This is a genomic window from Klebsiella sp. RHBSTW-00215, from assembly GCF_014103785.1.
Lineage (GTDB): Bacteria > Pseudomonadota > Gammaproteobacteria > Enterobacterales > Enterobacteriaceae > Klebsiella.
Genome location: NZ_JABXQS010000001.1, coordinates 5,622,990 through 5,646,632, shown reverse-complemented (window position 1 = coordinate 5,646,632; position 23,643 = coordinate 5,622,990). Strand labels below are relative to the sequence as shown.

Here is a 23,643-nt window from a genome sequence, read left to right as displayed (position 1 = left end):
GTAACCGTTTCCATCCTTGTGACATCACTCACGTAGCGTGCAGCGCGTCGCTGCCAGAATAGCCACCTTGCTGAACACAGGAGGTGAGTGTGACGTACTGCAATTCTCTAAAGGTCGGTGAGTATGATCACCATTCGTGATGTCGCCCGTCAGGCGGGTGTTTCCGTCGCGACGGTCTCGCGTGTGCTCAATAACAGTGCGCTGGTGAGTCCGGATACGCGAGAAGCGGTAATGAAAGCGGTCACGCAGTTGGGTTATCGGCCCAATGCCAACGCTCAGGCGCTGGCGACGCAGGTCAGCGATACCATCGGCGTGGTGGTAATGGACGTATCGGATGCCTTTTTTGGCGCACTGGTCAAAGCCGTGGATACCGTCGCCCAGCAGCATCAGAAATATGTGCTGATCGGCAATAGCTACCATGAAGCGGAAAAAGAGCGCAACGCCATTGAAGTGCTGATTCGCCAGCGCTGCTCGGCGCTGATTGTCCACTCCAAAGCGCTGAGCGACGCGGAACTGGGTGATTTTATGGAACATATGCCGGGAATGGTGCTGATTAACCGCATTGTGCCGGGATATGCCCATCGCTGCGTCGGGCTGGATAACGTTAGCGGCGCGTTGATGGCAACCCGAATGCTGCTCAATCATGGTCACCAGCGCATTGGCTACCTCTCTTCCAATCACGGTATTGAAGATGATGATATGCGTCGGGAAGGGTGGCTCAGGGCGTTACATGAGCAGGGCATTACCGCTCCCGATAGCTGGGTCGGTTCGGGGTCGCCGGATATGCAGGGCGGAGAGGCCGCAATGGTTGAACTGCTGGGGCGTAATCTTGGTTTGACCGCCGTCTTTGCCTACAACGACAGCATGGCGGCTGGTGCATTGACTACCCTGAAAGACAATGGCATTGCTGTGCCGCAGCATCTCTCGCTGATCGGTTTTGATGATATCCCGATTTCCCGTTACACCGACCCGCAGCTGACGACGGTGCGCTACCCCATTATGTCGATGGCGAAACTGGCGACCGAGCTGGCGCTCCAGGGTGCGGCTGGAAAGCTTGATCGTGAGGCTAGCCACTGCTTTATGCCGACGTTGGTGCGTCGACATTCGGTGGCGCAGAGGCAAATTGTGGGTTCGATCACTAACTAATTATCTGCCTGATGTAACCGCTTTCAATCTGTGAGTGATTTCACAGTTTGTTAACATTAAGCTGACTATGATTGCTGCGTTTACGAGTCTGAACATACTATGTCACGGTGATTAATCACTTTTACAGTAGTCATCGGCAGTTAAACGATAGATAAAGCCGTTTTTCAGGAGCGTTACCCTACACGGAAGACCGAATTACAGTCGTGAATGTCGCTGTGCGGTAACATCAATGTAACACTCCCGCCAGCCATTTTCACACCAAAGACCCTGCATAATAAAACCGGAGATTCCATGAATAAGAAGGTGTTAACCCTGTCTGCTGTAATGGCTAGCATGTTATTTGGCGCCGCGGCACACGCAGCAGATACCCGTATCGGCGTGACGATTTATAAATATGACGACAACTTTATGTCGGTGGTGCGTAAGGCAATCGAAAAAGACGGCAAATCAGCGCCAGACGTCCAGCTACTGATGAATGACTCGCAAAACGACCAGTCCAAACAGAACGATCAGATTGATGTCCTGCTGGCAAAAGGCGTGAAAGCGCTGGCTATTAACCTGGTTGACCCGGCAGCAGCGGGCACGGTTATTGATAAAGCCCGTGGCCAGAACGTGCCGGTGGTATTCTTTAACAAAGAACCTTCCCGCAAGGCTCTGGATAGCTACGATAAAGCGTATTACGTCGGTACCGACTCAAAAGAGTCCGGCGTGATTCAGGGCGACCTGATTGCTAAACACTGGAAAGCAAATCCGAATTGGGATCTGAATAAAGACGGTCAGATTCAGTTTGTTCTGCTGAAAGGCGAGCCGGGCCACCCGGATGCTGAAGCGCGTACCACCTACGTGATTAAAGAGCTGAACGACAAGGGCTTTAAAACTCAGCAACTGGCGTTAGATACCGCAATGTGGGACACCGCTCAGGCCAAAGATAAGATGGATGCCTGGCTGTCTGGCCCGAATGCTAACAAAATTGAAGTCGTTATCGCCAACAACGATGCGATGGCGATGGGCGCGGTAGAAGCGCTGAAAGCCCACAATAAGAGCAGCATTCCGGTATTCGGCGTCGATGCGCTGCCTGAAGCGCTGGCACTGGTTAAATCTGGCGCGATGGCCGGTACCGTGCTGAACGATGCTAACAACCAGGCGAAAGCAACCTTCGATCTGGCGAAAAACCTGGCGGACGGTAAAGAACCGGCTGCTGGTACTAACTGGAAAATTGAGAATAAGATTGTCCGCGTACCGTACGTCGGTGTTGATAAAGATAATCTGAGCGAATTCACCAGCAAATAGTAGATTAATAAATTGCGGGCGTACGTGTTGTACGCCCGATTATTCCTGATACAGAACTCGTCCCTGCGCGCCGTTAATTCGTCGGCTGGGGTATGCACGCACGCAGCCAGGTATAACTATGGTCAGCAATAATAGCGAACGGTCAGGCGAATATTTGTTGGAAATGAGCGACATCAACAAATCGTTTCCTGGCGTCAAGGCGCTCGATAATGTGAACCTCAAGGTTCGTCCCCACTCTATTCATGCATTAATGGGGGAGAACGGCGCGGGCAAATCCACATTATTAAAATGCCTTTTTGGGATCTACCAAAAAGATTCCGGTAGTATTCTTTTTCAGGGAAAAGAGATCGATTTCCATTCGGCGAAAGAAGCCCTGGAAAACGGGATTTCAATGGTTCACCAGGAATTAAACCTGGTATTGCAACGTTCGGTGATGGATAACATGTGGCTGGGGCGCTATCCCACCAAAGGTATGTTTGTCGATCAGGACAAAATGTATCGCGATACCAAGGCTATCTTTGATGAACTGGATATTGATATCGACCCGCGGGCGCGCGTGGGGACATTATCAGTATCACAAATGCAGATGATTGAAATTGCGAAGGCGTTTTCCTATAACGCTAAAATCGTAATTATGGACGAGCCGACGTCTTCGCTGACCGAAAAAGAGGTCAATCATCTGTTTAAAATTATCCGTAAGCTGAAAGATCGCGGCTGCGGTATAGTTTATATTTCCCACAAGATGGAAGAAATTTTTCAGCTGTGCGATGAAATTACTATTCTGCGCGATGGTCAGTGGATCGCCACCCAGCCGCTGGAAGGGCTGGATATGGATAAGATCATCGCCATGATGGTTGGTCGCTCCCTGAACCAGCGCTTCCCGAGCCGTGAGAATACGCCGGGTGAGGTGATTCTCGAGGTGCGTAATTTGACCTCGCTACGCCAGCCGTCAATCCGTGATATCTCTTTCGACCTGCACAAAGGCGAAATTCTGGGTATCGCCGGACTGGTCGGCGCTAAGCGTACCGATATCGTTGAGACCTTATTTGGTATTCGCGAGAAAGCCAGCGGCACCATTAAACTGCACGGCAAGAAAATTAATAACCATAGCGCCAATGAAGCGATTAACCATGGTTTTGCGTTGGTTACCGAAGAACGCCGTTCAACGGGAATTTACGCCTATTTGGATATCGGTTTTAACTCGCTGATCTCCAATATTAAAAAATATAAAAATAAGGTCGGACTACTGGATAACTCGCGCATGAAAAGCGATACCCAGTGGGTTATTGACTCGATGCGAGTGAAAACCCCAGGGCAGCATACGCAAATTGGTTCGTTGTCCGGTGGTAACCAACAAAAGGTGATTATCGGTCGCTGGCTATTAACTCAGCCGGAAATTCTGATGCTCGATGAGCCGACGCGCGGAATTGATGTTGGGGCGAAGTTCGAGATTTATCAGCTGATCGCTGAGCTGGCAAAAAAAGAAAAAGGGATCATTATTATTTCCTCCGAGATGCCGGAGCTGCTGGGTATTACTGACCGTATTCTGGTAATGAGCAATGGTCTTGTTGCCGGAATTGTTGAGACTAAAACCACTACGCAAAACGAAATTCTCCGTCTTGCGTCGTTGCATCTTTAAGATCAGGGGCTTCCCATGAGTGCGTTAAATAAAAAGAGTTTTCTCACCTATCTGAAAGATGGCGGGATTTATGTGGTTCTTTTGGTGTTACTGGCTATTATTATTTTCCAGGATCCGACTTTCTTAAGTCTGCTGAACTTAAGTAATATTCTGACTCAGTCTTCGGTGCGTATAATTATTGCCCTCGGCGTTGCCGGGCTTATTGTGACCCAGGGGACAGACCTTTCTGCAGGGCGTCAGGTTGGGCTGGCGGCGGTTATCGCCGCCACGATGCTGCAGGCGGTGGACAATGCTAACAAGGTGTTCCCGGAAATGGCCACCATGCCGATTCCGCTGGTTATCCTGCTGGTCTGCGCGATTGGCGCAGTGATTGGCCTTATCAACGGCATTATTATTGCGTATCTGAACGTAACGCCGTTTATCACTACCCTCGGCACGATGATCATCGTTTACGGCATCAACTCGCTGTATTACGACTTCGTTGGCGCGTCGCCGATTTCTGGTTTCGATAGCCACTTCTCACAGTTTGCCCAAGGGTTTGTCGCGTTAGGGACCTTCCGCCTGTCGTATATCACCTTCTATGCGTTGATTGCCGTTTTCTTCGTGTGGATCCTGTGGAACAAGACCCGCTTTGGTAAAAACATCTTTGCTATTGGCGGCAACCCGGAAGCAGCGAAGGTTTCCGGTGTTAACGTCGCCCTGAACCTGCTGATGATTTATGCTCTGTCCGGTGTATTCTACGCATTCGGCGGATTACTGGAGGCAGGACGCATCGGCTCGGCCACCAACAACCTCGGCTTTATGTACGAACTGGACGCGATTGCGGCCTGCGTGGTGGGCGGTGTTTCGTTCAGCGGCGGTGTCGGCACCGTATTCGGCGTGGTGACCGGGGTCATCATCTTCACCGTCATCAACTACGGTCTGACCTATATCGGCGTCAACCCGTACTGGCAGTACATTATTAAAGGGGCGATTATTATCTTCGCCGTGGCGCTGGATTCACTGAAGTACGCGCGGAAGAAGTAAGCGTTGTTGGGTTAAGGCAGACGTCACTCAAGACGTCTGCCTTTTGCATTATGTGTCGGAATGTAGTGATGGGTACAGCAGGTGGTTGCTTGGATCAAGACACTCAATCGCGTAATCAGAAACGTATTCAGGGCTAGTGGGACGTCAGTCCTCACGCTCATTTTGGGGTAAAGCGATTTGGCAATTACGTAACTTATATCACTCATTAATGAGCTTTCTTTGATTTAATGATAGTTATATCACTCATCAATTTCGACATCACTTCTCTTTTTTCTGCAATTCCAGCAGCTGCTGCGGCGTTACCGCCGGATAAGACTGCGCATCTTCCGGGACTTCCTGCTGCGCGGGAATGGGGATCAGCGGGCCTAAAAAGCGCGGTTCGCGTTTAAAAAGATAGAGGTCCGCCAGCGCGCCGAAGCGAGCGCCGAACTCGCGCAGTCGCACACTCCACATATCTTTCGGTGATGGCACCGCATAGCACTGCGCCTGAATCCCCATATGCAGGGCGATAAACAGCGCCCGCTCGCAGTGGAAACGCTGAGTAATAATAATAAAGTCGTTAGTGTCGAAGACTTTACGGGTGCGCACAATCGAATCGAGCGTGCGGAAACCGGCGTAATCCAGCACGATATCCGCCGGATCGACGCCTGCTTTAATCAAATCGCGGCGCATGGTCATCGGCTCGTTATAGCTCTGCAACGCGTTATCGCCGCTCAGCAGCAGATAGTTCACCTTGCCGCTGTTGTAGGCGTTCAGCGCGCCCTGAATTCGGTAGCGATAATATTGATTGATGACGCCGGTGCGGTAGTACTTGGCGGTGCCCAACACTACGCCAACCTGGCGATAGGGCAGGTCCTGTAGCTCATCGTAGATATAGGGAGAGGTCTTCCAACTCATCCAGCGGTCGAGGCCCAGCACGGTTAACAGCAGCAAGCCGAACAGGACTAACAGGCTGTATAACACACGCTTTAACATGGACTTGGCTCAATAGTGAACGAGGGAGCCTTCAGGCTACTTTACCCGCCGGGCAAGCGCAAGAAACCGTCGTTTAATTGCGGGGATTTTCAACAATGCGGGCCGTTTGGCCCGCAGTCTGTGATTAGCCTAACAGTACGCGATCGATATTATGGCAGCCCAGCGCTTTCAGCGTCGCTACGGTCGCATCCCATTGAATCAGTGTCGCATCGGCCTTCTCGGCGAGAATAGCACGTTGGATATCCGGGTAATCATAGCCGTTGAGGCTCAGCAGATTGAGCGCGCCCTGTAACGGCGGCAGAGTCGGGTTAAAGGCCGCATTTTCGGCATAGCTGCCGGTGAAAATAGTTCCGTCTTTCAACTCCAGCGCCACGCCGGACGGGGCCTTGCTGTAAGGCATATGGCAGCGGTTAGCCGCCTGAATCGCCGCCTGAGTCAGCGCGTCGCCGCTGAGCGGGAAGCCGTGATCTTGCTCATCCATCAGCAGGGTTTTGATTTCCAGATCTTTCGGTCCGAAAGCATCTGGCAGATAGTGCTGGAGCGAATGAGCCTGGCGACCCGGCAAATGAATACGCAGCGCCAGCCCGCTGTTTAGTTCGTTCATAAACTGACGGCAGTGACCGCAAGGGGTGTAGTTAACGGTAATCGCCTGCAGAGACTTTTCGCCGCGCAGCCAGGCATGGCTAATGGCGCTCTGCTCGGCGTGCACGGTCTGCTGCATGGTAGCACCGAGAAACTCCATGTTACCGCCGAAATACCAGGTTCCGCTGACGCCGCGAGCCACCGCGCCAACGTTAAAGTGAGAAAGGTCAGCGCGGGCGCAGGCCGCCGCTAGCGGCAGCAGAGCAAAGGCCAGCGCGTCTTCATCCAGACCCGTTGCGCTTTGCAGCGCTGCAACTTGCCCGGCGCTGAGCATCGCCGGAAAATGCGGGTCGGCCAGCATCGGGGCGATGGCCGCTTGCAGATCCGCCGCCAGTTGGGGAAGAACAGCTTGAAAACGTGGGTGCATAGCGTTGCCTCATAACAATGTAATGGAAATCTAGTGTACGGGTGGTTGTAACCTGTATATGTGATAAACATCTCATTGTTTGTGCAACTCATTGGTGTTGCATTGAATAATGTGATTTAAATCACATTTAACCAACTATCGCCAAAATTACCGGAAACAAAAACGGTGCAATCAGCGAGGTGATAATCCCGCAAAGTACCAGCGCCAACGAGCTGAATGCCCCTTCCTGATAGTCGAGCTCTGCACAGCGAGCGGTCCCTAATGCGTGGGATGCGGTACCCATCGACAGCCCGCGGGAGGCTTTGGTGCGGATACGCATCAGGTTCAGTAGGGTGTGACCGAACACCGCCCCGAGAATACCGACGAAAATAACGCACACGGCGCTGATCGCCGGAATACCGCCAATGCTGCTGCTCACCGCCATGGCAATCGGCGTGGTGACCGATTTAGGCAAAATAGAAGCGGCAATCTGCGGAGTCGCACCCATCAGCAATGCGACGGTGGTGCCGGTGACCATCGCCACCACGCTACCAATAAAGCAGATGGTAATGATGGACTTCCAGCGGGCGCGGATCTGGTGCAGTTGTTCATACAAAGGAAAGGCTAGAGCAACTACCGCCGGCTGCAGCAGGTCGTTAAGAATTTTACTGCCGAGGAAATAGCGCTCGTATGAGATACCGGTTATCAGCAGAAAAGGAATCAGCACTACCATCGCTACCAGCAGCGGGTTGAGCAGCGGAAATTTAAACCGCGCCGCCAGCTTGCGGGCGAGGAAAAAGACGGCCAGGGTTAGCGGCAGTGACCACCAGATTTCATGGATCATTTGTCACGTCCTTTTTGTCCGACCACTTTGCGCTCCCCGTGAACCAGGTGCGAGCTCCAGCTGACCACCAAAAAGACCACCAGCGTGCTTATCGCACAGGAGACCACTACCGGGCCGAACTGCGCGCGTAGTAAATCCCAATATTGCATAACGCCTACGCCGATGGGCACAAACAGCAATGCCATATAGCGGATCAGAACATTGCAGCCGGGGTTAACCCACTGCGCGGGCATGATTTGCAACGCCAGCAAAAAGAACAAAATCAACATGCCAATAATGCTGCCAGGGATCGTTATCGGCAGCAGGGAGGAGATAAAAATACCGGCATATAAACAAGCATATATCAGCACGAAAGCGCGCAGATACTGCCAGACAATAATCAGTGATTGACTCATGGTAATAACCCTTGATGAACCACATTCATCATACAATTAAACCCAAAAATGTGCTACCGATCACATCATGAATTCTACGCATACCTGAGATAGAGATCTGGAACACTTGACCATACTGATTTCAGGGCGACGGCTGCAGGGATAGATAATGAAGAAAGCGGTTAAGTGCAAGTGATGGCGCTTCACTTTTTCGCCAGAACACGCCAACGCTACCTTTTTGTTCAATGCGCGGCAAATTAAGAATCACCAACTGGTGCTGCGCGGCGTAGCGCTGGGCCAGGCGCAATGAAAGAATCGATACCATATCGCTGCTTTGTAGCAGGTTGGTGGTGACGTTCATCGATGCCGATTCGATGGTGTTTTCCGGCAACATTACGCCATTATCCACCAGCGCATTATCAATACTCAGGCGAATCGGGGTGCCGGTCGGCCAGACAATCCAGCGCCAGTGGGCGAGGTCGGCCCAACTTAACCGCGGTTTTTCCGCCAGCGGGTGGTCGGGACGGGCGACGAAGCACACCGGCTCGGTGTAGAGCACCCGGTAGCTCAGCGGCAGCTCGAGCGCTCGCCCGCCGACCCGGCCCACCACCACATCAACCACTCCAGCGAGCAGATCGTTGAGCAGCGGCGTCATCACTTTCTCTTCGATATTCAGGTGCAGAGTTGGCATCTCTTTAAGCAGCTCAAGAATAGCCTGCGAGACGCAGTCGGTCGCCACTGGCGAACAGCCGATCATCAGACTGCCTACCTGGCCGCCCTGCTTGAAACGCTCGATTTCATACTGCGATCGCGACATATCGTTAATCAGCCGCTGGGCATGCTGTATCAGCAGTTTTCCGCCTTCTGAGGGACGCAGGCCTTTGCTGTGGCGCTCGAACAAGGGCATACCGACTTCGCCTTCAAATTGGCTGAGCCATTTGGAAAGTGCAGGTTGCGTAATATTCATCATTTTCGCCACTTGCGTGAGATTGCCTTGCTCTCCCAGCGCCACCAGCATCTGCAGATGATGCAGCTTCAGTTTCTGCGTCCAGTTTGCCATCAGCGATAACCTCTAGGTTATGTCTATGCCCGAAATACCATTGTACATTTCATTGCTCGAGTTACAAAATCGCAACATAAAAGAAATAAATACAACATCTTCCTCTACCTGCACCGAGGCATAGCCATGACTCAACGACATGAATTGCAAAAGCTGCTGGATAGCGCACCGGTCGGTGCCCGTCAGTGGCGCCTGATTATCTGCTGTTTCCTGGTCGTCATGCTGGACGGCTTCGATACCGCTGCTATTGGTTTTATCGCACCGGATATTCGTAGCCACTGGCAGCTCACTGCCAGCGACCTCGCACCGCTGTTTGGTGCCGGATTGCTGGGCTTAACCGCCGGGGCGCTGCTCTGCGGCCCGCTTTCCGACCGCATTGGTCGTAAACGGGTGATTGAATTTTGCGTCGCGCTATTTGGCTTGTTTAGCCTGCTTTCGGCGTTTGCGCCTGACCTGCAAATGTTGGTCATTCTGCGCTTTCTGACCGGCCTCGGCCTCGGCGGTGCGATGCCCAATACCATTACCATGACGTCGGAATATCTGCCTGCCCGGCGGCGGGGCGCGCTGGTGACCCTGATGTTTTGCGGATTCACCCTCGGCTCGGCATTCGGTGGCGTAGTCAGCGCCCAACTGGTACCGCTGATTGGCTGGCACGGCATTCTGGTACTCGGCGGTGTTTTACCGCTGATGCTGGCGGTGGCGCTGGTGCCGCTGCTTCCCGAATCCCCACGCTGGCAGATCCGTCGCCAGTTACCGCAGGCGACTATCGCTAAAACCGTCAGCGCAATTACCGGCGAGCGCTATGACGACACCCATTTCTGGCTCGATGAACCCGCAGCAGGCGCAAAGGGCAGCATCAGTCAGCTGTTTGTGGGCCGCCAGTTACCCATTACGTTGATGTTATGGGTGGTGTTCTTTATGAGCCTGCTGATTATCTATCTGCTCTCCAGTTGGATGCCGACGCTGCTCAACCATCGCGGCATTGATTTACAGCATGCATCGTGGGTTACCGCCGCTTTCCAGATTGGCGGCACCTTTGGCGCGCTGCTGCTCGGGGTACTGATAGACCGTTTCAACCCTTTCCGGGTGCTGGCGCTGAGCTATGCCCTGGGCGCGGTCTGCATCGTGATGATTGGTCTGAGCGAGAACGGTCTGTGGCTGATGGCGCTGGCGATTTTCGGTACCGGTATCGGCATCAGCGGTTCGCAGGTCGGGCTGAATGCGCTGACCGCAACGCTCTATCCCACCCAAAGCCGCGCCACTGGCGTGAGCTGGTCAAACGCCGTGGGCCGCTGTGGGGCCATCGTCGGCTCGCTCTCCGGCGGCATGATGATGGCGATGAATTTCTCTTTCGACACCCTGTTTTTTGTTATCGCCGTACCGGCCGTTGTCAGCGCCGTGATGCTTATTCTGCTGACGCTTGCCGTCCGCAACCCGACATCTGTACCTGCCGCGCTGCCTTCTGCAGGCATCGTGAATAAATAAGGAGAAGAATAATGTCTCAATCCACCACGCAAGCAAACAACGGTCGTCAGCAGTTTTACCAGCATATTTCCGGGCAAAACCTGACGCCGCTTTGGGAGTCATTGCACCATCTGGTGCCGAAAACGCCGAATGCCACCTGCGCGCCGGCTTACTGGAACTATCAGGAGATTCGCCCGCTGTTGCTGGAAAGCGGCCAGCTGATTGGCGCGAAAGAAGCGGTGCGTCGCGTACTGGTGCTGGAAAACCCGGCGCTGCGCGGGCAGTCGTCGATTACGTCCTCTCTGTACGCCGGTTTACAGCTGATTATGCCCGGCGAAGTCGCGCCGAGCCATCGCCATAACCAGTCGGCGTTACGTTTTATCGTTGAAGGTGAAGGGGCGTTCACCGCCGTTGACGGCGAACGCACGCAAATGCGCGCTGGCGACTTTATCCTGACCCCGCAGTGGCGCTGGCACGACCACGGCAACCCCGGCAATGAGCCGGTTATCTGGCTGGATGGTTTAGACCTGCCGCTGGTGAACTATCTGGGCTGCGGGTTTGCTGAGGATTACCCGGAAGATCAGCAACCGGTGACCCGTAAAGAGGGGGATTATCTGCCGCGCTACGCCGCCAATATGCTGCCGCTGCGCCATCAGGTCGGTAACTCTTCACCCATCTTTAACTATCGCTATGACCGCAGCCGCGAGGCGCTGCACGATCTCACTCGTATGGGGGATGTTGATGAGTGGGACGGCTACAAGATGCGCTACGTCAATCCGGTCACCGGCGGCTACCCGATGCCGTCGATGGGGGCGTTCCTGCAACTGCTGCCAAAAGGGTTTACTTCGCGAGCGGCGAAGACCACCGACAGCACTATCTATCACGTAGTGGAAGGTAGCGGTCAGGTCACTATCGGCGAGCAGACTTTCTCTTTCCAGGCAAAAGATATCTTCGTGGTGCCGACCTGGCACGCCGTCTCATTTATTTCCGCCGAAGATACCGTGTTATTCAGCTTTTCGGATCGTCCCGTGCAGGAAGCTCTCGGCCTGTTCCGCGAAGCGCGTTATTAAAAATTAAAAATAAGGAAACGAATCATGACTCAATACGTTTTTGCACCCCAGGCCCCGATTAGCGTTCCGGTTGTTGGCAGCGACGAGCAGTTCCCGGTACGCCGCGTTTACTGTGTGGGGCGTAACTATGCCGCACACGCCCGCGAAATGGGTTTCGACCCGGATCGCGAACCGCCGTTCTTTTTCTGCAAACCCGCAGATGCGGTGGTGCCGGTTGCCGCAGGGGAAACGCTGAACCTGCCGTACCCGTCGCAAACCGATAACTACCACTATGAAATTGAGCTGGTGGTGGCGATTGGTAAGAAGGGCAGCGATATTCCGCTGGAGCAGGCCCATGAGTATATCTGGGGTTACGCCACCGGCCTGGATATGACCCGCCGCGACCGCCAAATGGAGATGCGCCAGATGGGCCGTCCGTGGGAAATCGGTAAAGCCTTCGACCTCTCCGCGCCGATTGCGCCGCTGCATAAAGCCGATACCGCAGATGTGAATCACGCCGGGATCTGGTTACAGGTTAACGGCGAAGATCACCAGCGCAGCGATATCCGCCATCTGATCTGGTCGGTCAATGAAACCATCAGCTACCTGTCTGGTTTCTTCGAACTTCAGCCCGGCGACCTGATTTTCACCGGTACCCCGGAAGGCGTGGGCGCGGTGGTGAAAGGCGATGTGATCACCGGCAACGTAGAGGGTCTGACGCCAATCGCGGTTCGCGTGGTGTGAGGTGAATGATGAAGCTGTACAGTTTTTTTAATAGCTCGGCATCATATCGCGTGCGGATTGCGCTGGCGCTGAAGGGCATTGACTACCAGAGCGTGGGGGTCAACATCCGCATCGGCCAGCAGAATGCGCTGGAGTATCGGCGGCTGAATCCGGTTGGCCTGGTGCCAACGCTTACCACCGACGAGGGTGAATCTCTCGGTCAGTCGCTGGCGATTGCGGATTGGCTTGACCGTCACTATCCGCAGCCGCTGCTGCTACCGCAGGAGGATACCGCACGCATGCGGGTGCTGGAGATTGTTTATGCCATCGCCTGCGATATCCACCCGATTAATAACATGCGCGTTTTGCGCTACCTTGGCGACGAGCTGAAGGTGAGTGAAGAAGATAAAAAACGCTGGTATGCGCACTGGATCCAACAGGGATTTAGCGCCGTGGAGCAGCTGTTGCGCCACGCCAAATCCGGCAATTTCTGCGTGGGTGATACGCCAACTCTGGCCGACTGCTGCCTGGTGCCGCAGTGGGCTAACGCTTTGCGAATGGGCTGCGATCTGAGCCACTACCCACGCTGCCAGGCGGTCTATGACGCCTGTACCCGGCTGCCGGCGTTTATCGCCGCAGCGCCGGAAAACCAACAAGATAAGATCCCGGCTTAGGAGGCAACATGGCAAAAGTGATGCGAGCAATTATTGTCGGCGGCGGCATCGGCGGGGCGGCAACGGCGCTCTCTCTGGCACGCCAGGGCATCAAGGTGATGCTATTAGAAAAGGCCCATGAAATTGGCGAAATCGGCGCGGGGATCCAGCTTGGCCCAAATGCGTTCTCGGCACTGGATAGCCTGGGTGTTGGCGAAATCGCCCGTCAACGTGCGGTATTTACCGATCACATCACCATGATGGATGCAGTAAACGGTGAAGAGGTGGTGTGCATTGAGACCGGGCAGGCCTTCCGCGACCACTTCGGCGGCCCCTATGCGGTGATCCATCGGGTGGACATCCACGCCACCGTCTGGGAAGCGGTGCTGACCCATCCCAGCGTGGAATATCGCACCTCAACGCAGGTGGTGGATATTCGTCAGACCGCCAATGACGTGACGGTTTTCGATGATAAAGGCAACAGCTGGACAGCCGATGTGCTGATCGGCTGCGACGGTGGAAAGTCAGTGGTGCGTCAGAGCCTGCTCGGCGATGCGCCAAGAGTGACCGGCCACGTGGTTTATCGCGCGGTGGTTGACGCTACCGATATGCCGGAAGATTTACGTATTAACGCCCCGGTGCTGTGGGCCGGGCCGCACTGCCACCTTGTGCATTACCCGCTACGCGGCGGCAAGCAGTACAACCTGGTGGTAACCTTCCATAGCCGCGAAAAAGAAGAGTGGGGCGTGCGCGACGGCAGCAAGGAAGAGGTGCTTTCATATTTCAAAGGTATCCATCCGCGCCCCCGGCAGATGCTGGATAAGCCAACCTCCTGGCGACGCTGGTCTACCGCCGATCGCGAGCCGGTAGATAAATGGGGTAACGATCGCATTACGTTAGTCGGCGATGCGGCCCACCCGGTAGCGCAGTATATGGCCCAGGGGGCCTGCATGGCGCTGGAAGATGCGGTGACGCTGGGCAAAGCGCTGGCGCAGTGCGACGGCGATGCGGCCCGCGCGTTTGCGCTTTATGAATCTGTTCGCATTCCGCGCACCGCGCGTATCGTCTGGTCAACCCGCGAAATGGGGCGGGTTTATCATGCGGCCGGGGTCGAGCGCCAGGTGCGCAACCTGCTGTGGAAAGGTAAAACCCAGAGTGAGTTTTATCGCGGTATCGAGTGGTTGTACGGCTGGAAAGAGGATAACTGCCTGGAAGCTCGTTAACCCGCAGTGCATTTCCCGGGTCGCGGCTAACGCCTTACCCGGGTTACCGACTCGCATACAGCGGTGACCTTGTAGCCCGGCTAAGTACAGCGCAAGCCGGGAAGCAGCGCCGCCTCCGGGAAAACCGACATCGCCCCTTTCAACCCGCCCCGGGAGGCGCTACCATAGCGCCTCTTTTTTTCCGGGCAATGATAAACAATATGCGTGTATTACTGGCGCCGATGGAAGGTGTGCTCGATTCGCTGGTACGCGAGCTGCTGACCGAAGTGAATGATTACGATCTCTGCATCACCGAATTTTTGCGCGTGGTGGATCAGCTCCTGCCGGTAAAATCGTTCTATAAGTTGTGTCCGGAATTGCACAACAATAGCCTGACGCCGTCCGGTACTCGCGTGCGCATTCAGTTGCTCGGGCAGTATCCGCAATGGCTGGCGGAAAACGCTGCCCGCGCGGTCGAGCTTGGCTCCTGGGGCGTTGACCTCAACTGTGGCTGTCCGTCAAAGCTGGTTAACGGTAGCGGCGGCGGGGCGATGTTGCTCAAAGACCCCGAACTTATCTATCGCGGCGCGAAGGCGATGCGCGAGGTTGTGCCGGATCATCTACCGGTGACGGTCAAAGTACGTCTTGGTTGGGATAGCGGCGAGCGGCAATTTGAAATCGCCGATGCGGTTCAGCAGGCGGGGGCCAGCGAGCTGGTGGTTCACGGGCGCACCAAAGAGGACGGTTATAAAGCGGAGCGCATCAACTGGCAGGCCATCGGCGAAATTCGTCAGCGCCTGACCATCCCGGTGGTCGCCAATGGCGAGATCTGGGACTGGCAGAGCGCTCAGGATTGCATGGCCGTGACCGGCTGCGACTCAGTGATGATTGGCCGCGGCGCGCTGAACGTGCCGAATTTAAGCCGGGTGATCAAATATAACGAACCGCGCATGCCATGGCCTGAAGTGGTCGGGCTACTGAAAAAATACGCTCACCTGGAAAAACAGGGGGACACCGGCCTTTATCACGTTGCGCGTATCAAACAATGGTTGGGTTATTTGCGCAAAGAATACCTGGAAGCCTCTGAGCTTTTTAGCGCAGTACGCGCTCTGCAGGATTCAAAGAGCATTGCACGCACAATTAACGACTGGCGTAGTTAAACTATCTGACCTGCATCACATTTTTCTGCTTGTCCCATTGAGATTACCCAGCGGACAGTGAAATACTCAGCCCTGATTGTTACTGCTCCGGCAGGCAAAACCTGATTTCCTGGCATCTGTCGGGGTCAGGTTTTTTTGTTTTTGGGGTTCATATGCAAATCGCCAAAGTACTTAATAATAATGTAGTGGTGGTTGTAGATGAGCAGCAGCGCGAACAGGTGGTCATGGGCCGAGGACTTGCCTTTCAAAAACGCGTTGGTGACTCTCTTGATGAAAGTAAAATTGAAAAGGTCTTCGCGCTGCAGAGCGATGAACTGGTTGGCCGTTTAGGCGAATTACTCAGTCAGATACCGTTAGAAGTGATGACCACCTGCGATCGGATTATCGATCTGGCGCGCGGTCGTCTCGGTAAGTTACAGGACAGTTTGTACATTACCCTGACCGATCACTGCCACTTTGCGATTGAGCGGCAAAAGAACGGCATGGCGATTCGTAATGTCCTGCTGTGGGAAATTAAGCGGCTGTATCCGAAGGAATTTGAGTTAGGGCAGGAAGCGCGGGCGATTATCGCCAAACGGCTCGGGGTTGAGCTTGCCGAAGATGAAGCCGGGTTTATCGCCCTGCATCTGGTCACGGCGCAGCTTAACAGCGAAATGCCGGAGGTGATGCACGTTACCCGGGTGATGCAGGAAATTCTGCAACTAGTGAAGTATCAGCTGACGCTCAACTACGACGAAGAGTCGTTGAGCTATCAGCGCTTTGTCACGCATCTTAAGTTTTTCGCCCAGCGGATGCTGACGCGAACGGTGGTTGAAGATGACGATGTGACGCTGCACAGCGCGGTAAAGGATAACTACCCTAAGGCGTGGAAGTGTGCGGAAACCGTTGCCCGGCATTTGCAAAAGAGCTATCAGCGGGCGCTAACGACGGAAGAAATTATGTTTCTCGCCATTCATATTGAACGGGTGAGAAAAGAGGGACGCTAAGCGCTTATCGGGCCTGGCTCTGAGCACCTTCATTAAAATTGGATTGTTACTGCATTACGCAGGCAAAACCTGAGCGCAACGCCAAACCCGGCGTTGTTCTCGGGTTTTTTTATTTTTTAATACTCAGTTAACGATGCCTGCGGGCAGCGGAAGTAAGGAAAACAGCATGGAATATAAAGCACTCGCGCAGGATATTCTCAGCCGGGTAGGCGGCAAAGAGAATATTGTGAGTCTGGTTCACTGCGCTACACGACTGCGTTTTAAGCTCAAAGATAGCAAAAAGACGGATGCTGAAGGGCTAAAAGCTAATCCGGGCGTCATTATGGTGGTGGAAAGCGGCGGCCAGTTCCAGGTGGTCATTGGTAACCATGTGCATGATGTCTGGCAAGCGGTGCGTAGCGAAGCGGGCCTGACGGACGAGAGTCAGCCGGTCGCGGAAAAGGGCGAGAAAACGTCTTTGCTTGGCCAGCTTATCGATATCGTTTCCGGTATTTTCACCCCGTTTATCGGCGTACTGGCGGCCACCGGTTTGCTTAAAGGTTTTCTGGCGCTGGCGGTAGTTTGCGGCTGGCTCAATACTGGCGATGCGACCTATAAAATCTGGTTTGCCGCCAGCGATGCGCTGTTCTTCTTCTTCCCGCTTTTCCTCGGCTATACCGCCGGGGTGAAATTCGGTGGTAATCCGTTTATCACCATGGCGATTGGCGGCGCGCTAACGCATCCGTTGATGATTCAGGCCTTTGAGGCCGCTCAGGCGCCGGGCGCACCGGTCGAGCATTTCATTGGTATTCCGGTGACGTTTATTAACTACAGCTCATCGGTAATCCCGATTATTCTCGCCTCCTGGGTGAGCTGCTGGCTGGAGCGCAGAAGCAATGCGCTGCTACCATCGGCCATGAAAAACTTCTTCACGCCGGCGATTTGCCTGGGCGTGGTTGTTCCCCTGACCTTCCTGGCGATCGGTCCGGTAGCCACCTGGCTAAGCCAACTGCTGGCGCAGGGTTACCAGATAATTTACGCCGTCGCTCCGTGGCTGGCGGGCGCCGCGCTGGGCGCGCTGTGGCAGGTGTGCGTGATTTTTGGTCTGCACTGGGGGCTGGTACCGCTGATGATTAACAATCTGGCTGTACTGGGCCACGATACCATGGGGCCGATGGTGCTGCCTGCGGTGATGGGGCAGGTCGGCGCAGTGTTGGGTATCTTCTTGCGTACTCGCGATACCCGCCAGAAAGTGCTGGCCGGTTCTGCTTTTTCCGCCGGGATTTTTGGTATCACCGAACCAGCAATTTATGGTCTGACGCTGCCGCTGCGCCGTCCGTTTATCTTTGGCTGCGTGGCCGGGGCGATTGGTGGCGCGATTACCGCATTCTTTAATACCAGCATCTACTCTTTCGGCTTCCCTAATATCTTTTTACCTGCGCTGATGATCCCGCCAGGCGGCGTCGATACCAGCGTCTGGGGCGGTGTGGTCGGTATGGTGGTGGCGCTGGTTATCGCCTGCGTACTGACCTTTATCGCTGGGCTGCCGCGCAGCACCGCTGAGCAGACTGCTGTCGTCGTCGCCCCTGCCACAGAAAACGATATTTTGGCGCCGATGACCGGTAGCGTACTGGCGCTGGACAAGGTTCCTGACAGCACCTTCGCCAGCGGTTTGCTCGGCCAGGGCGTAGCGATTATTCCGTCCGTGGGTAAGGTTATCGCCCCGTTCTCAGGTGAAGTTGCCTCAATTTTTCAAACCAAACATGCCATCGGCCTGCTAAGCGATAGCGGTATCGAACTGCTTATCCACGTCGGCATCGATACCGTGAAGCTCGATGGCGCGCCGTTTACTGCTCATGTTAAAGAGGGCGACAAAGTGAAAGCGGGCGATCTGCTGCTGGAGTTTGACCGCCAGGCGATTCTGGATGCCGGTTATGACCTGGCAACGCCCATTATTATCAGCAACAGCGACGATTATCGTGCTCTCGATATTGTCTCCGCCAGCACGGTGGATGCCGGTCAGCCGCTGTTGTCCGTAAGCCATTAATCACAGGAGAGAGATCAATGAAGACATTCCCACAGGCGTTTTTATGGGGCGGCGCGACCGCGGCAAATCAGGTCGAAGGCGCTTATCTGGAGGATGGCAAAGGACTGTCGACTTCTGATATCCAGCCAAACGGCGGTATTTTTAGTGAGGTTGTGGAACGCGTACCGGGCGATAGCAGTATTAAAGATGTCGCCATCGATTTCTACCATCGTTACCCGGAAGATATCAGCCTGTTTGCTGAAATGGGCTTTAACTGCCTGCGCGTATCGATTGCCTGGACGCGTATTTTCCCTAACGGCGATGATGCTCAGCCAAACGAAGCGGGACTGGCTTATTACGATAAGCTGTTTGATGAAATGGCGAAGCACAACATCACGCCGCTGGTGACCCTGTCGCACTACGAGATGCCTTGGGCGCTGGTGAAAAATTACGGCGGTTGGGGCAATCGCAAGGTCATTGGTTTCTTTGAACGCTATGCCCGTACGGTGTTTGCGCGCTATCAGGCGAAGGTCAAGCTGTGGCTGACCTTCAACGAAATCAATATGTCCCTGCACGCACCGATGACCGGCGTCGGCCTGCCGTCAGACAGCAGCAAAGCCGAAGTTTATCAGGCGATTCACCATCAGTTGGTGGCGAGCGCGCTGGCGACGAAGGCCTGCCATGAGATCGTCGCGGAGGGCAAAATCGGCAACATGCTGCTCGGCGGCCTGATGTACCCGCTCAGCTGCAAACCGGAAGATATTTTTGAAACCCTGCAGCAGAACCGCAGCTGGCAGTTCTTTGGCGATGTCCAGTGTCGCGGCGCCTACCCTGGCTATATGCTGCGCTATTTCCGCGATAACGGCATTAATATTGAGATCACCGATGCCGATCGCGAAGCCCTGAAAGAGACCGTCGATTTCATCTCCTTTAGCTACTATATGACCGGCTGCGTTACCGCCGATGAAGAGCTGAACAAAAAAGCGCGCGGCAATATTCTCAGCATGGTGCCTAACCCGCACCTGGCAAGCTCGGAGTGGGGCTGGCAGATTGACCCGCTGGGCCTGCGTACGTTGCTGAACGTGCTGTGGGATCGCTATCAGAAACCGCTGTTTATCGTTGAAAACGGTCTTGGCGCGAAGGATAAAGTCGAAGCCGATGGCAGCATCAACGATGACTACCGCATCAGCTACCTCAACGATCACCTGGTGCAGGCGCGCGAGGCGATTGAAGATGGCGTTGAGTTAATGGGCTACACCAGCTGGGGGCCAATCGACCTGGTGAGTGCGTCGAAGGCAGAGATGTCCAAGCGCTACGGTTTTATCTACGTCGATCGTGATGACCAGGGCAACGGCACCCTGGCGCGCAGCCGCAAGAAAAGCTTCAACTGGTATAAAAAAGTGATTGCCACTAACGGCGGCAGCTTAAAAGAGTAATCTGCTGGAGGTTGTGTAGGCTGGGTAAGGCGCTAGCCGCCACCCGGCAGAAATGCGCGCACCGCAGCTAAAACTCTCGACCCACGGCCCGGATAACCTCCGGGCCATTTTGCTTATTATCCCGGTTTGCGCGCGCGCAACAGAAAAATCATCGGTCGCTCTTTTTCTTCATCCAGCGCGGGCTGGGCGGCAATTTGCTCCGCCGTCGGCCCCCATTCATCCAGATGCTCAATAACAAAACCGGCGGCGACCAGCAGGTTTATCCAACTGGAAAGCTTGCGATGCTGCTTTTTGACACCATCGGCAAACCAGTTGCTGATGCGCTCGCCTTCTTGCTGATAGTGGCTCACCGGCCAGCTCTTCTGCCCGTTCTCATCTTCCTGCCAGCTCTGATGCGGCGGGGCGGTGTAAATCGGATGTTCGGCGGAAAACAGCAGCGTACCGCCGGGGGTCAATGCCCGGTAAATGGTGGTGAACAGCGGCGCGATGTCGGGCAGATAGTGTAGCGCCAGCGAGCTATAAACCAGCTCGCAGCTATTGGCGGGCAGGGTGAGGGTCTGTAGATCTTCGCAGCGATAGCTAATCCCTTCGCCATCGGTCATCTCGCGGGCGCGATCGAGCATCCGGCTGGAGATATCCAGTCCTTCTACTTGTGTTGCACCCTGCTCGCGGGCCCAGCGGCAAAACCAGCCGTAGCCGCAGCCGAGGTCAACGACGCGTAACCCCGATAATGGCGGAAGCATCTGCTGAATGGTTGACCACTCAGGTGCGCCTTCCAGCCCTTTTACCGAGCGATCGAGGGTGGCGTATCCGGCAAAAAAAGCGGGATCGTCATAGATGTTCTGACTCATTTTCACTCCGTGAATATACCTTTCATACAACTCGAATTATTTTGGGTATGGTTTATTTTTAGCCTGCTAATAGTTTCGGCACACGCTTTACTAAACGGTACTTATACAATTAGCTTATTATATCCAACCTTATTTAGTCATCAGACCGATTTCATGAACCTGAACTTGAGCAAACGCGTCCTGGCCAGCCTGCCATTGGCCATCGCGCTGGCTGGCTGTGCGCCATCGCACGATATTAGCAACCCGGTGCAGCAGCAAACCCCGGCATCCCACGTTTCAATGGAACTGCCCGCAGCCGTAAAAAACGGCTGGCCGCAGAGCAACTGGTGGCAGGATTACCACGACCCGCAGCTCAATAGCCTGATTCAGCGCGCGTTAGCCAACGCTCCGGATATGCAGATTGCTGAACAGCGTATCAGGCTGGCGGAAGCGCAGGCGCGGATGTCGCAGTCTAACCTGGGGCCGAGTCTGGATTTTTCCGCCGACGTTGAACGGCAAAAAATGTCCTCTGAAGGCCTGATGGGACCGTTTGCTACCGATACTGATGGCAACACCGGGCCGTGGTATACCAACGGAACCTTTGGCCTGACGGCGGGTTGGGATCTGGATCTATGGGGTAAAAATCGCGCTTTGCTAAAAGCACGCATCGGTGAAGTTAAAGCTCAGGTTGCTGAAGAGGCGCAGACTCGCGAACTGCTGGCCAGCAGCGTCGCCCGTCTTTACTGGCAATGGCAAACCGAAGCCGCCATTAACAACGTGCTGACCCAGGTGAAGAGTGAGCAGAATAATATCGTGACCGTGGATACGGCGCTGTATCAGCGTGGGATCACCAACTCGGCCGAAGGGGCGGAGAGTGATATTAACGTCAGCAAAACCGATCAGCAGCTCGCGGATGTTGCGGGCAACATGAAAGAGATTGAGGCCCGGCTGATGGCGCTGACCAACAACCAGAGTCAGGCGCTAAACCTGCATCCGACCGAACTGCCTGCTGTTAGCGCGCAGATGCCAACGGAGCTAGGCTACGAGCTGCTGGCGCGGCGTCCGGATTTACAGGTTGCGCACTGGTATATCGAAGCTTCTCTGAGCGAAATCGATGCCGCCAAAGCGGCGTTTTATCCGGATATCAACCTGATGGCTTTCCTGCAACAGGATGCGCTGCACCTCAGCGATCTGTTCCGCCACTCCGCACAGCAGATGGGCGTGACCGCCGGTCTGACGCTGCCTATTTTTGATAGCGGTCGCCTGAACGCAAATCTGGATATCGCCAGCGCGCAGAATAGCCTGTCGGTGGCGAAGTACAATAAAGCGGTAGTTGATGCGGTTAATCAGGTAGCGAAAACGGCCAGCCAGGTTGAGACGCTGATGGCAAAAAATCAGCAGCAACAGCAGGTAGAGAAAGATACTCAGCGGATAGTCGCTCTGGCGCAAGCGCGGATGAATGCCGGGATACTCTCCGGTTCACGCGTCAGCCTGGCGAAGCTGCCCGCATTGCAGGAGCGAGTCACCGCACTACGACTGCACGGTCAATGGCTTGATGCCAGTATCCAACTGACTTCCGCGCTGGGTGGCGGGTACCATCAGGCGGCGAAGTAGCTCTGTTTCCCCGGTGGCGTTGGTGGTTATCGGGGAGACGTATCTCTGCGGTCCAGGAGTCAACAAAGGCTCTGGGGCTAATCTGAGAATCTCGAAAGACGTAACCACGACGGAGTCACCAGGTAGGGATCATTTTGCATTCTTATCGGCACAGATTATCTATTTTTTCTTGTAGAACCAGTAACTGACGCAGGTAGAATCCCCAATATTTTTAAAGGTATGCAAGGTATTTTTCTTAATATAGATGGTATCACCAGCATTAATAACAAACTCTTGATCTAACATTTCGATGCATAGGCTTCCCTGAGTAATGATCGCTATTTCATCATAATCATGACCCCAGGAAGTGCGTTCATAGGTAATCCCTTTTTCCACCGTGATACAGATGGCTTCGATGTCATTTTCCCCAGGACTGAGCATTTCGTATTTTACTTTTCCTTTCTCAGCAAAAAACACGTCTCTTTCATCTGCCCGAACCACAGGGCTCACAGGGGTATCATGCACGGTTAGCACATCGGTGATGTTCACGTTTAAGGCAAAACATACCTTTTGCAACTGATAGATTGTCGGGCTGATCACGTTTCTCTCTAAGTTACTCAAATAACCGCTAGATAAGCCGCTCTCAGCTGATAACTGTTGTAATGTCTTACTTTGTTGTTTTCTGATTTCTTTTATTCTTTGTCCGACATTACAATTCGAAAAATCTTCATTCATTGGCTCGTTACACCTTGCTGTAATTCACTGATCTGATAGAGGTTATCTCGAAAACTAACCGCGCCTAGGGAGTATAATACAAGCGATACGGTGTTGAATAAATCACATTTTGAATCAACACGTTTGTCAGTAAACCTGCCCTCAAATCTGGTGTAGGTTTTACGGGCCCCAGCGGAGATGATGATGGGATTCATAGAGTGTCACTCATGGGCGATCTCATCGCTTACGCTCACTTCTAACAATGTACAAAACACTCCTGTGATCTTCGAATGGATTGATTGAATGGGCTAATTTGTTATTGTTTTCAATATCTTAACTTTATATTTCAACCCGATGGAACTCTGATCTCTCTTCCTTCCTTAGTACTGATTCGTACTCTTAAAAATCAGATCGAATTCACAATTGTGAATTTATAATCATAATTATGGAAAAAACAACGTGATGAGGGAGGATGTTCATGATAGC

Annotated in this window: 20 protein-coding genes and 1 pseudogene; 14 read left to right on the top strand and 7 right to left on the bottom strand. The window is 54.0% G+C overall.

Annotation, left to right across the window (positions count from 1 at the left end; genetic code table 11):
• The first annotated feature begins 123 nt into the window (after positions 1–123).
• The 4 genes from galS to mglC all read left to right on the top strand — a co-directional run bounded on the left by galS (position 124) and on the right by mglC (position 5,101).
• Positions 124–1,146, top strand: a complete 1,023-nt coding sequence (gene galS / locus HV127_RS26870) for an HTH-type transcriptional regulator GalS (RefSeq protein WP_112213092.1) — start codon at positions 124–126, stop codon at positions 1,144–1,146.
• Positions 1,147–1,437: 291 nt separating this feature from the next.
• Positions 1,438–2,436: a galactose/glucose ABC transporter substrate-binding protein MglB gene (gene mglB, locus HV127_RS26865; protein ID WP_110272398.1), complete on the top strand. Its 999-nt coding sequence runs from the start codon at positions 1,438–1,440 to the stop codon at positions 2,434–2,436.
• 118 nt (positions 2,437–2,554) lie between these two features.
• Positions 2,555–4,075 carry a galactose/methyl galactoside ABC transporter ATP-binding protein MglA gene (gene mglA, locus HV127_RS26860; protein WP_110272399.1) on the top strand — a complete coding sequence of 507 codons (1,521 nt, stop codon included), beginning with the start codon at positions 2,555–2,557 and terminating at the stop codon, positions 4,073–4,075.
• Positions 4,076–4,090: 15 nt separating this feature from the next.
• Positions 4,091–5,101, top strand: a complete 1,011-nt coding sequence (mglC, locus tag HV127_RS26855) for a galactose/methyl galactoside ABC transporter permease MglC (protein ID WP_110272400.1) — start codon at positions 4,091–4,093, stop codon at positions 5,099–5,101.
• 258 nt (positions 5,102–5,359) lie between these two features.
• On the opposite strand, the gene sanA is transcribed toward mglC, so the two are convergent.
• From sanA to HV127_RS26830, 5 genes are all read right to left on the bottom strand, one after another.
• Entirely contained in the window at positions 5,360–6,076 is a 717-nt protein-coding gene (gene sanA / locus HV127_RS26850; RefSeq protein ID WP_182239957.1) for an outer membrane permeability protein SanA, read from the bottom strand.
• A gap of 124 nt (positions 6,077–6,200) precedes the next feature.
• Positions 6,201–7,085 (bottom strand): cytidine deaminase, encoded by an 885-nt coding sequence (cdd, locus tag HV127_RS26845; protein ID WP_182239955.1) that lies wholly within the window; start codon positions 7,083–7,085, stop codon positions 6,201–6,203.
• Positions 7,086–7,212: 127 nt separating this feature from the next.
• Entirely contained in the window at positions 7,213–7,908 is a 696-nt protein-coding gene (locus HV127_RS26840) for a CidB/LrgB family autolysis modulator (protein ID WP_110272403.1), read from the bottom strand.
• The gene (locus HV127_RS26835; RefSeq protein ID WP_112213099.1) at positions 7,905–8,303 is read right to left on the bottom strand and encodes a CidA/LrgA family protein; all 399 of its coding nucleotides are present in this window, start codon (positions 8,301–8,303) and stop codon (positions 7,905–7,907) included. The genes HV127_RS26840 and HV127_RS26835 overlap by 4 nt, the downstream gene beginning before the upstream one ends.
• A gap of 121 nt (positions 8,304–8,424) precedes the next feature.
• The gene (locus HV127_RS26830) at positions 8,425–9,342 is read right to left on the bottom strand and encodes a LysR family transcriptional regulator (protein WP_182239953.1); all 918 of its coding nucleotides are present in this window, start codon (positions 9,340–9,342) and stop codon (positions 8,425–8,427) included.
• Between the two features lie 126 nt (positions 9,343–9,468).
• Here HV127_RS26830 and HV127_RS26825 point away from each other — a divergent pair, with 126 nt between their 5' ends.
• The 9 genes and pseudogenes from HV127_RS26825 (at position 9,469) to ascB (ending at position 20,020) form a co-directional block, all read left to right on the top strand.
• On the top strand, positions 9,469–10,827 hold the full coding sequence (locus HV127_RS26825; RefSeq protein WP_182239951.1) for an aromatic acid/H+ symport family MFS transporter: 1,359 nt from the start codon (positions 9,469–9,471) through the stop codon (positions 10,825–10,827).
• An 11-nt stretch (positions 10,828–10,838) separates the two neighbouring features.
• Positions 10,839–11,876, top strand: a complete 1,038-nt coding sequence (gtdA, locus tag HV127_RS26820; RefSeq protein WP_182239949.1) for a gentisate 1,2-dioxygenase — start codon at positions 10,839–10,841, stop codon at positions 11,874–11,876.
• A gap of 24 nt (positions 11,877–11,900) precedes the next feature.
• Positions 11,901–12,599, top strand: coding sequence for a fumarylacetoacetate hydrolase family protein (locus tag HV127_RS26815; RefSeq protein WP_182207376.1), 699 nt, complete (start codon positions 11,901–11,903; stop codon positions 12,597–12,599).
• An 8-nt stretch (positions 12,600–12,607) separates the two neighbouring features.
• Positions 12,608–13,252 carry a maleylacetoacetate isomerase gene (gene maiA, locus HV127_RS26810; RefSeq protein WP_182207654.1) on the top strand — a complete coding sequence of 215 codons (645 nt, stop codon included), beginning with the start codon at positions 12,608–12,610 and terminating at the stop codon, positions 13,250–13,252.
• A gap of 8 nt (positions 13,253–13,260) precedes the next feature.
• Positions 13,261–14,454, top strand: coding sequence for a 3-hydroxybenzoate 6-monooxygenase (locus tag HV127_RS26805; protein WP_182207375.1), 1,194 nt, complete (start codon positions 13,261–13,263; stop codon positions 14,452–14,454).
• A 200-nt stretch (positions 14,455–14,654) separates the two neighbouring features.
• Entirely contained in the window at positions 14,655–15,593 is a 939-nt protein-coding gene (dusC, locus tag HV127_RS26800) for a tRNA dihydrouridine(16) synthase DusC (protein WP_182239947.1), read from the top strand.
• Between the two features lie 152 nt (positions 15,594–15,745).
• Positions 15,746–16,579: a transcriptional antiterminator BglG gene (gene bglG, locus HV127_RS26795; protein WP_110272412.1), complete on the top strand. Its 834-nt coding sequence runs from the start codon at positions 15,746–15,748 to the stop codon at positions 16,577–16,579.
• A gap of 53 nt (positions 16,580–16,632) precedes the next feature.
• Positions 16,633–18,605 (top strand): annotated as a pseudogene (gene bglF, locus HV127_RS26790) (PTS beta-glucoside transporter subunit IIABC).
• Positions 18,606–18,622: 17 nt separating this feature from the next.
• On the top strand, positions 18,623–20,020 hold the full coding sequence (ascB, locus tag HV127_RS26785) for a 6-phospho-beta-glucosidase (RefSeq protein ID WP_182239943.1): 1,398 nt from the start codon (positions 18,623–18,625) through the stop codon (positions 20,018–20,020).
• A gap of 116 nt (positions 20,021–20,136) precedes the next feature.
• Here the strand turns inward: ascB and HV127_RS26780 are convergent, their stop codons facing one another.
• A complete protein-coding gene (locus tag HV127_RS26780) occupies positions 20,137–20,871 on the bottom strand; it encodes a class I SAM-dependent methyltransferase (RefSeq protein ID WP_182239941.1) in 735 nt (244 codons plus the stop codon).
• 153 nt (positions 20,872–21,024) lie between these two features.
• Between HV127_RS26780 and mdtQ the strand changes: the two genes are divergently transcribed.
• Complete coding sequence (gene mdtQ, locus HV127_RS26775; RefSeq protein WP_182239939.1) at positions 21,025–22,464, top strand: multidrug resistance outer membrane protein MdtQ; 1,440 nt, start codon at positions 21,025–21,027, stop codon at positions 22,462–22,464.
• 159 nt (positions 22,465–22,623) lie between these two features.
• Here the strand turns inward: mdtQ and HV127_RS26770 are convergent, their stop codons facing one another.
• Positions 22,624–23,178 carry an XRE family transcriptional regulator gene (locus HV127_RS26770; protein WP_182239937.1) on the bottom strand — a complete coding sequence of 185 codons (555 nt, stop codon included), beginning with the start codon at positions 23,176–23,178 and terminating at the stop codon, positions 22,624–22,626.
• Positions 23,179–23,643 lie beyond the last annotated feature (465 nt).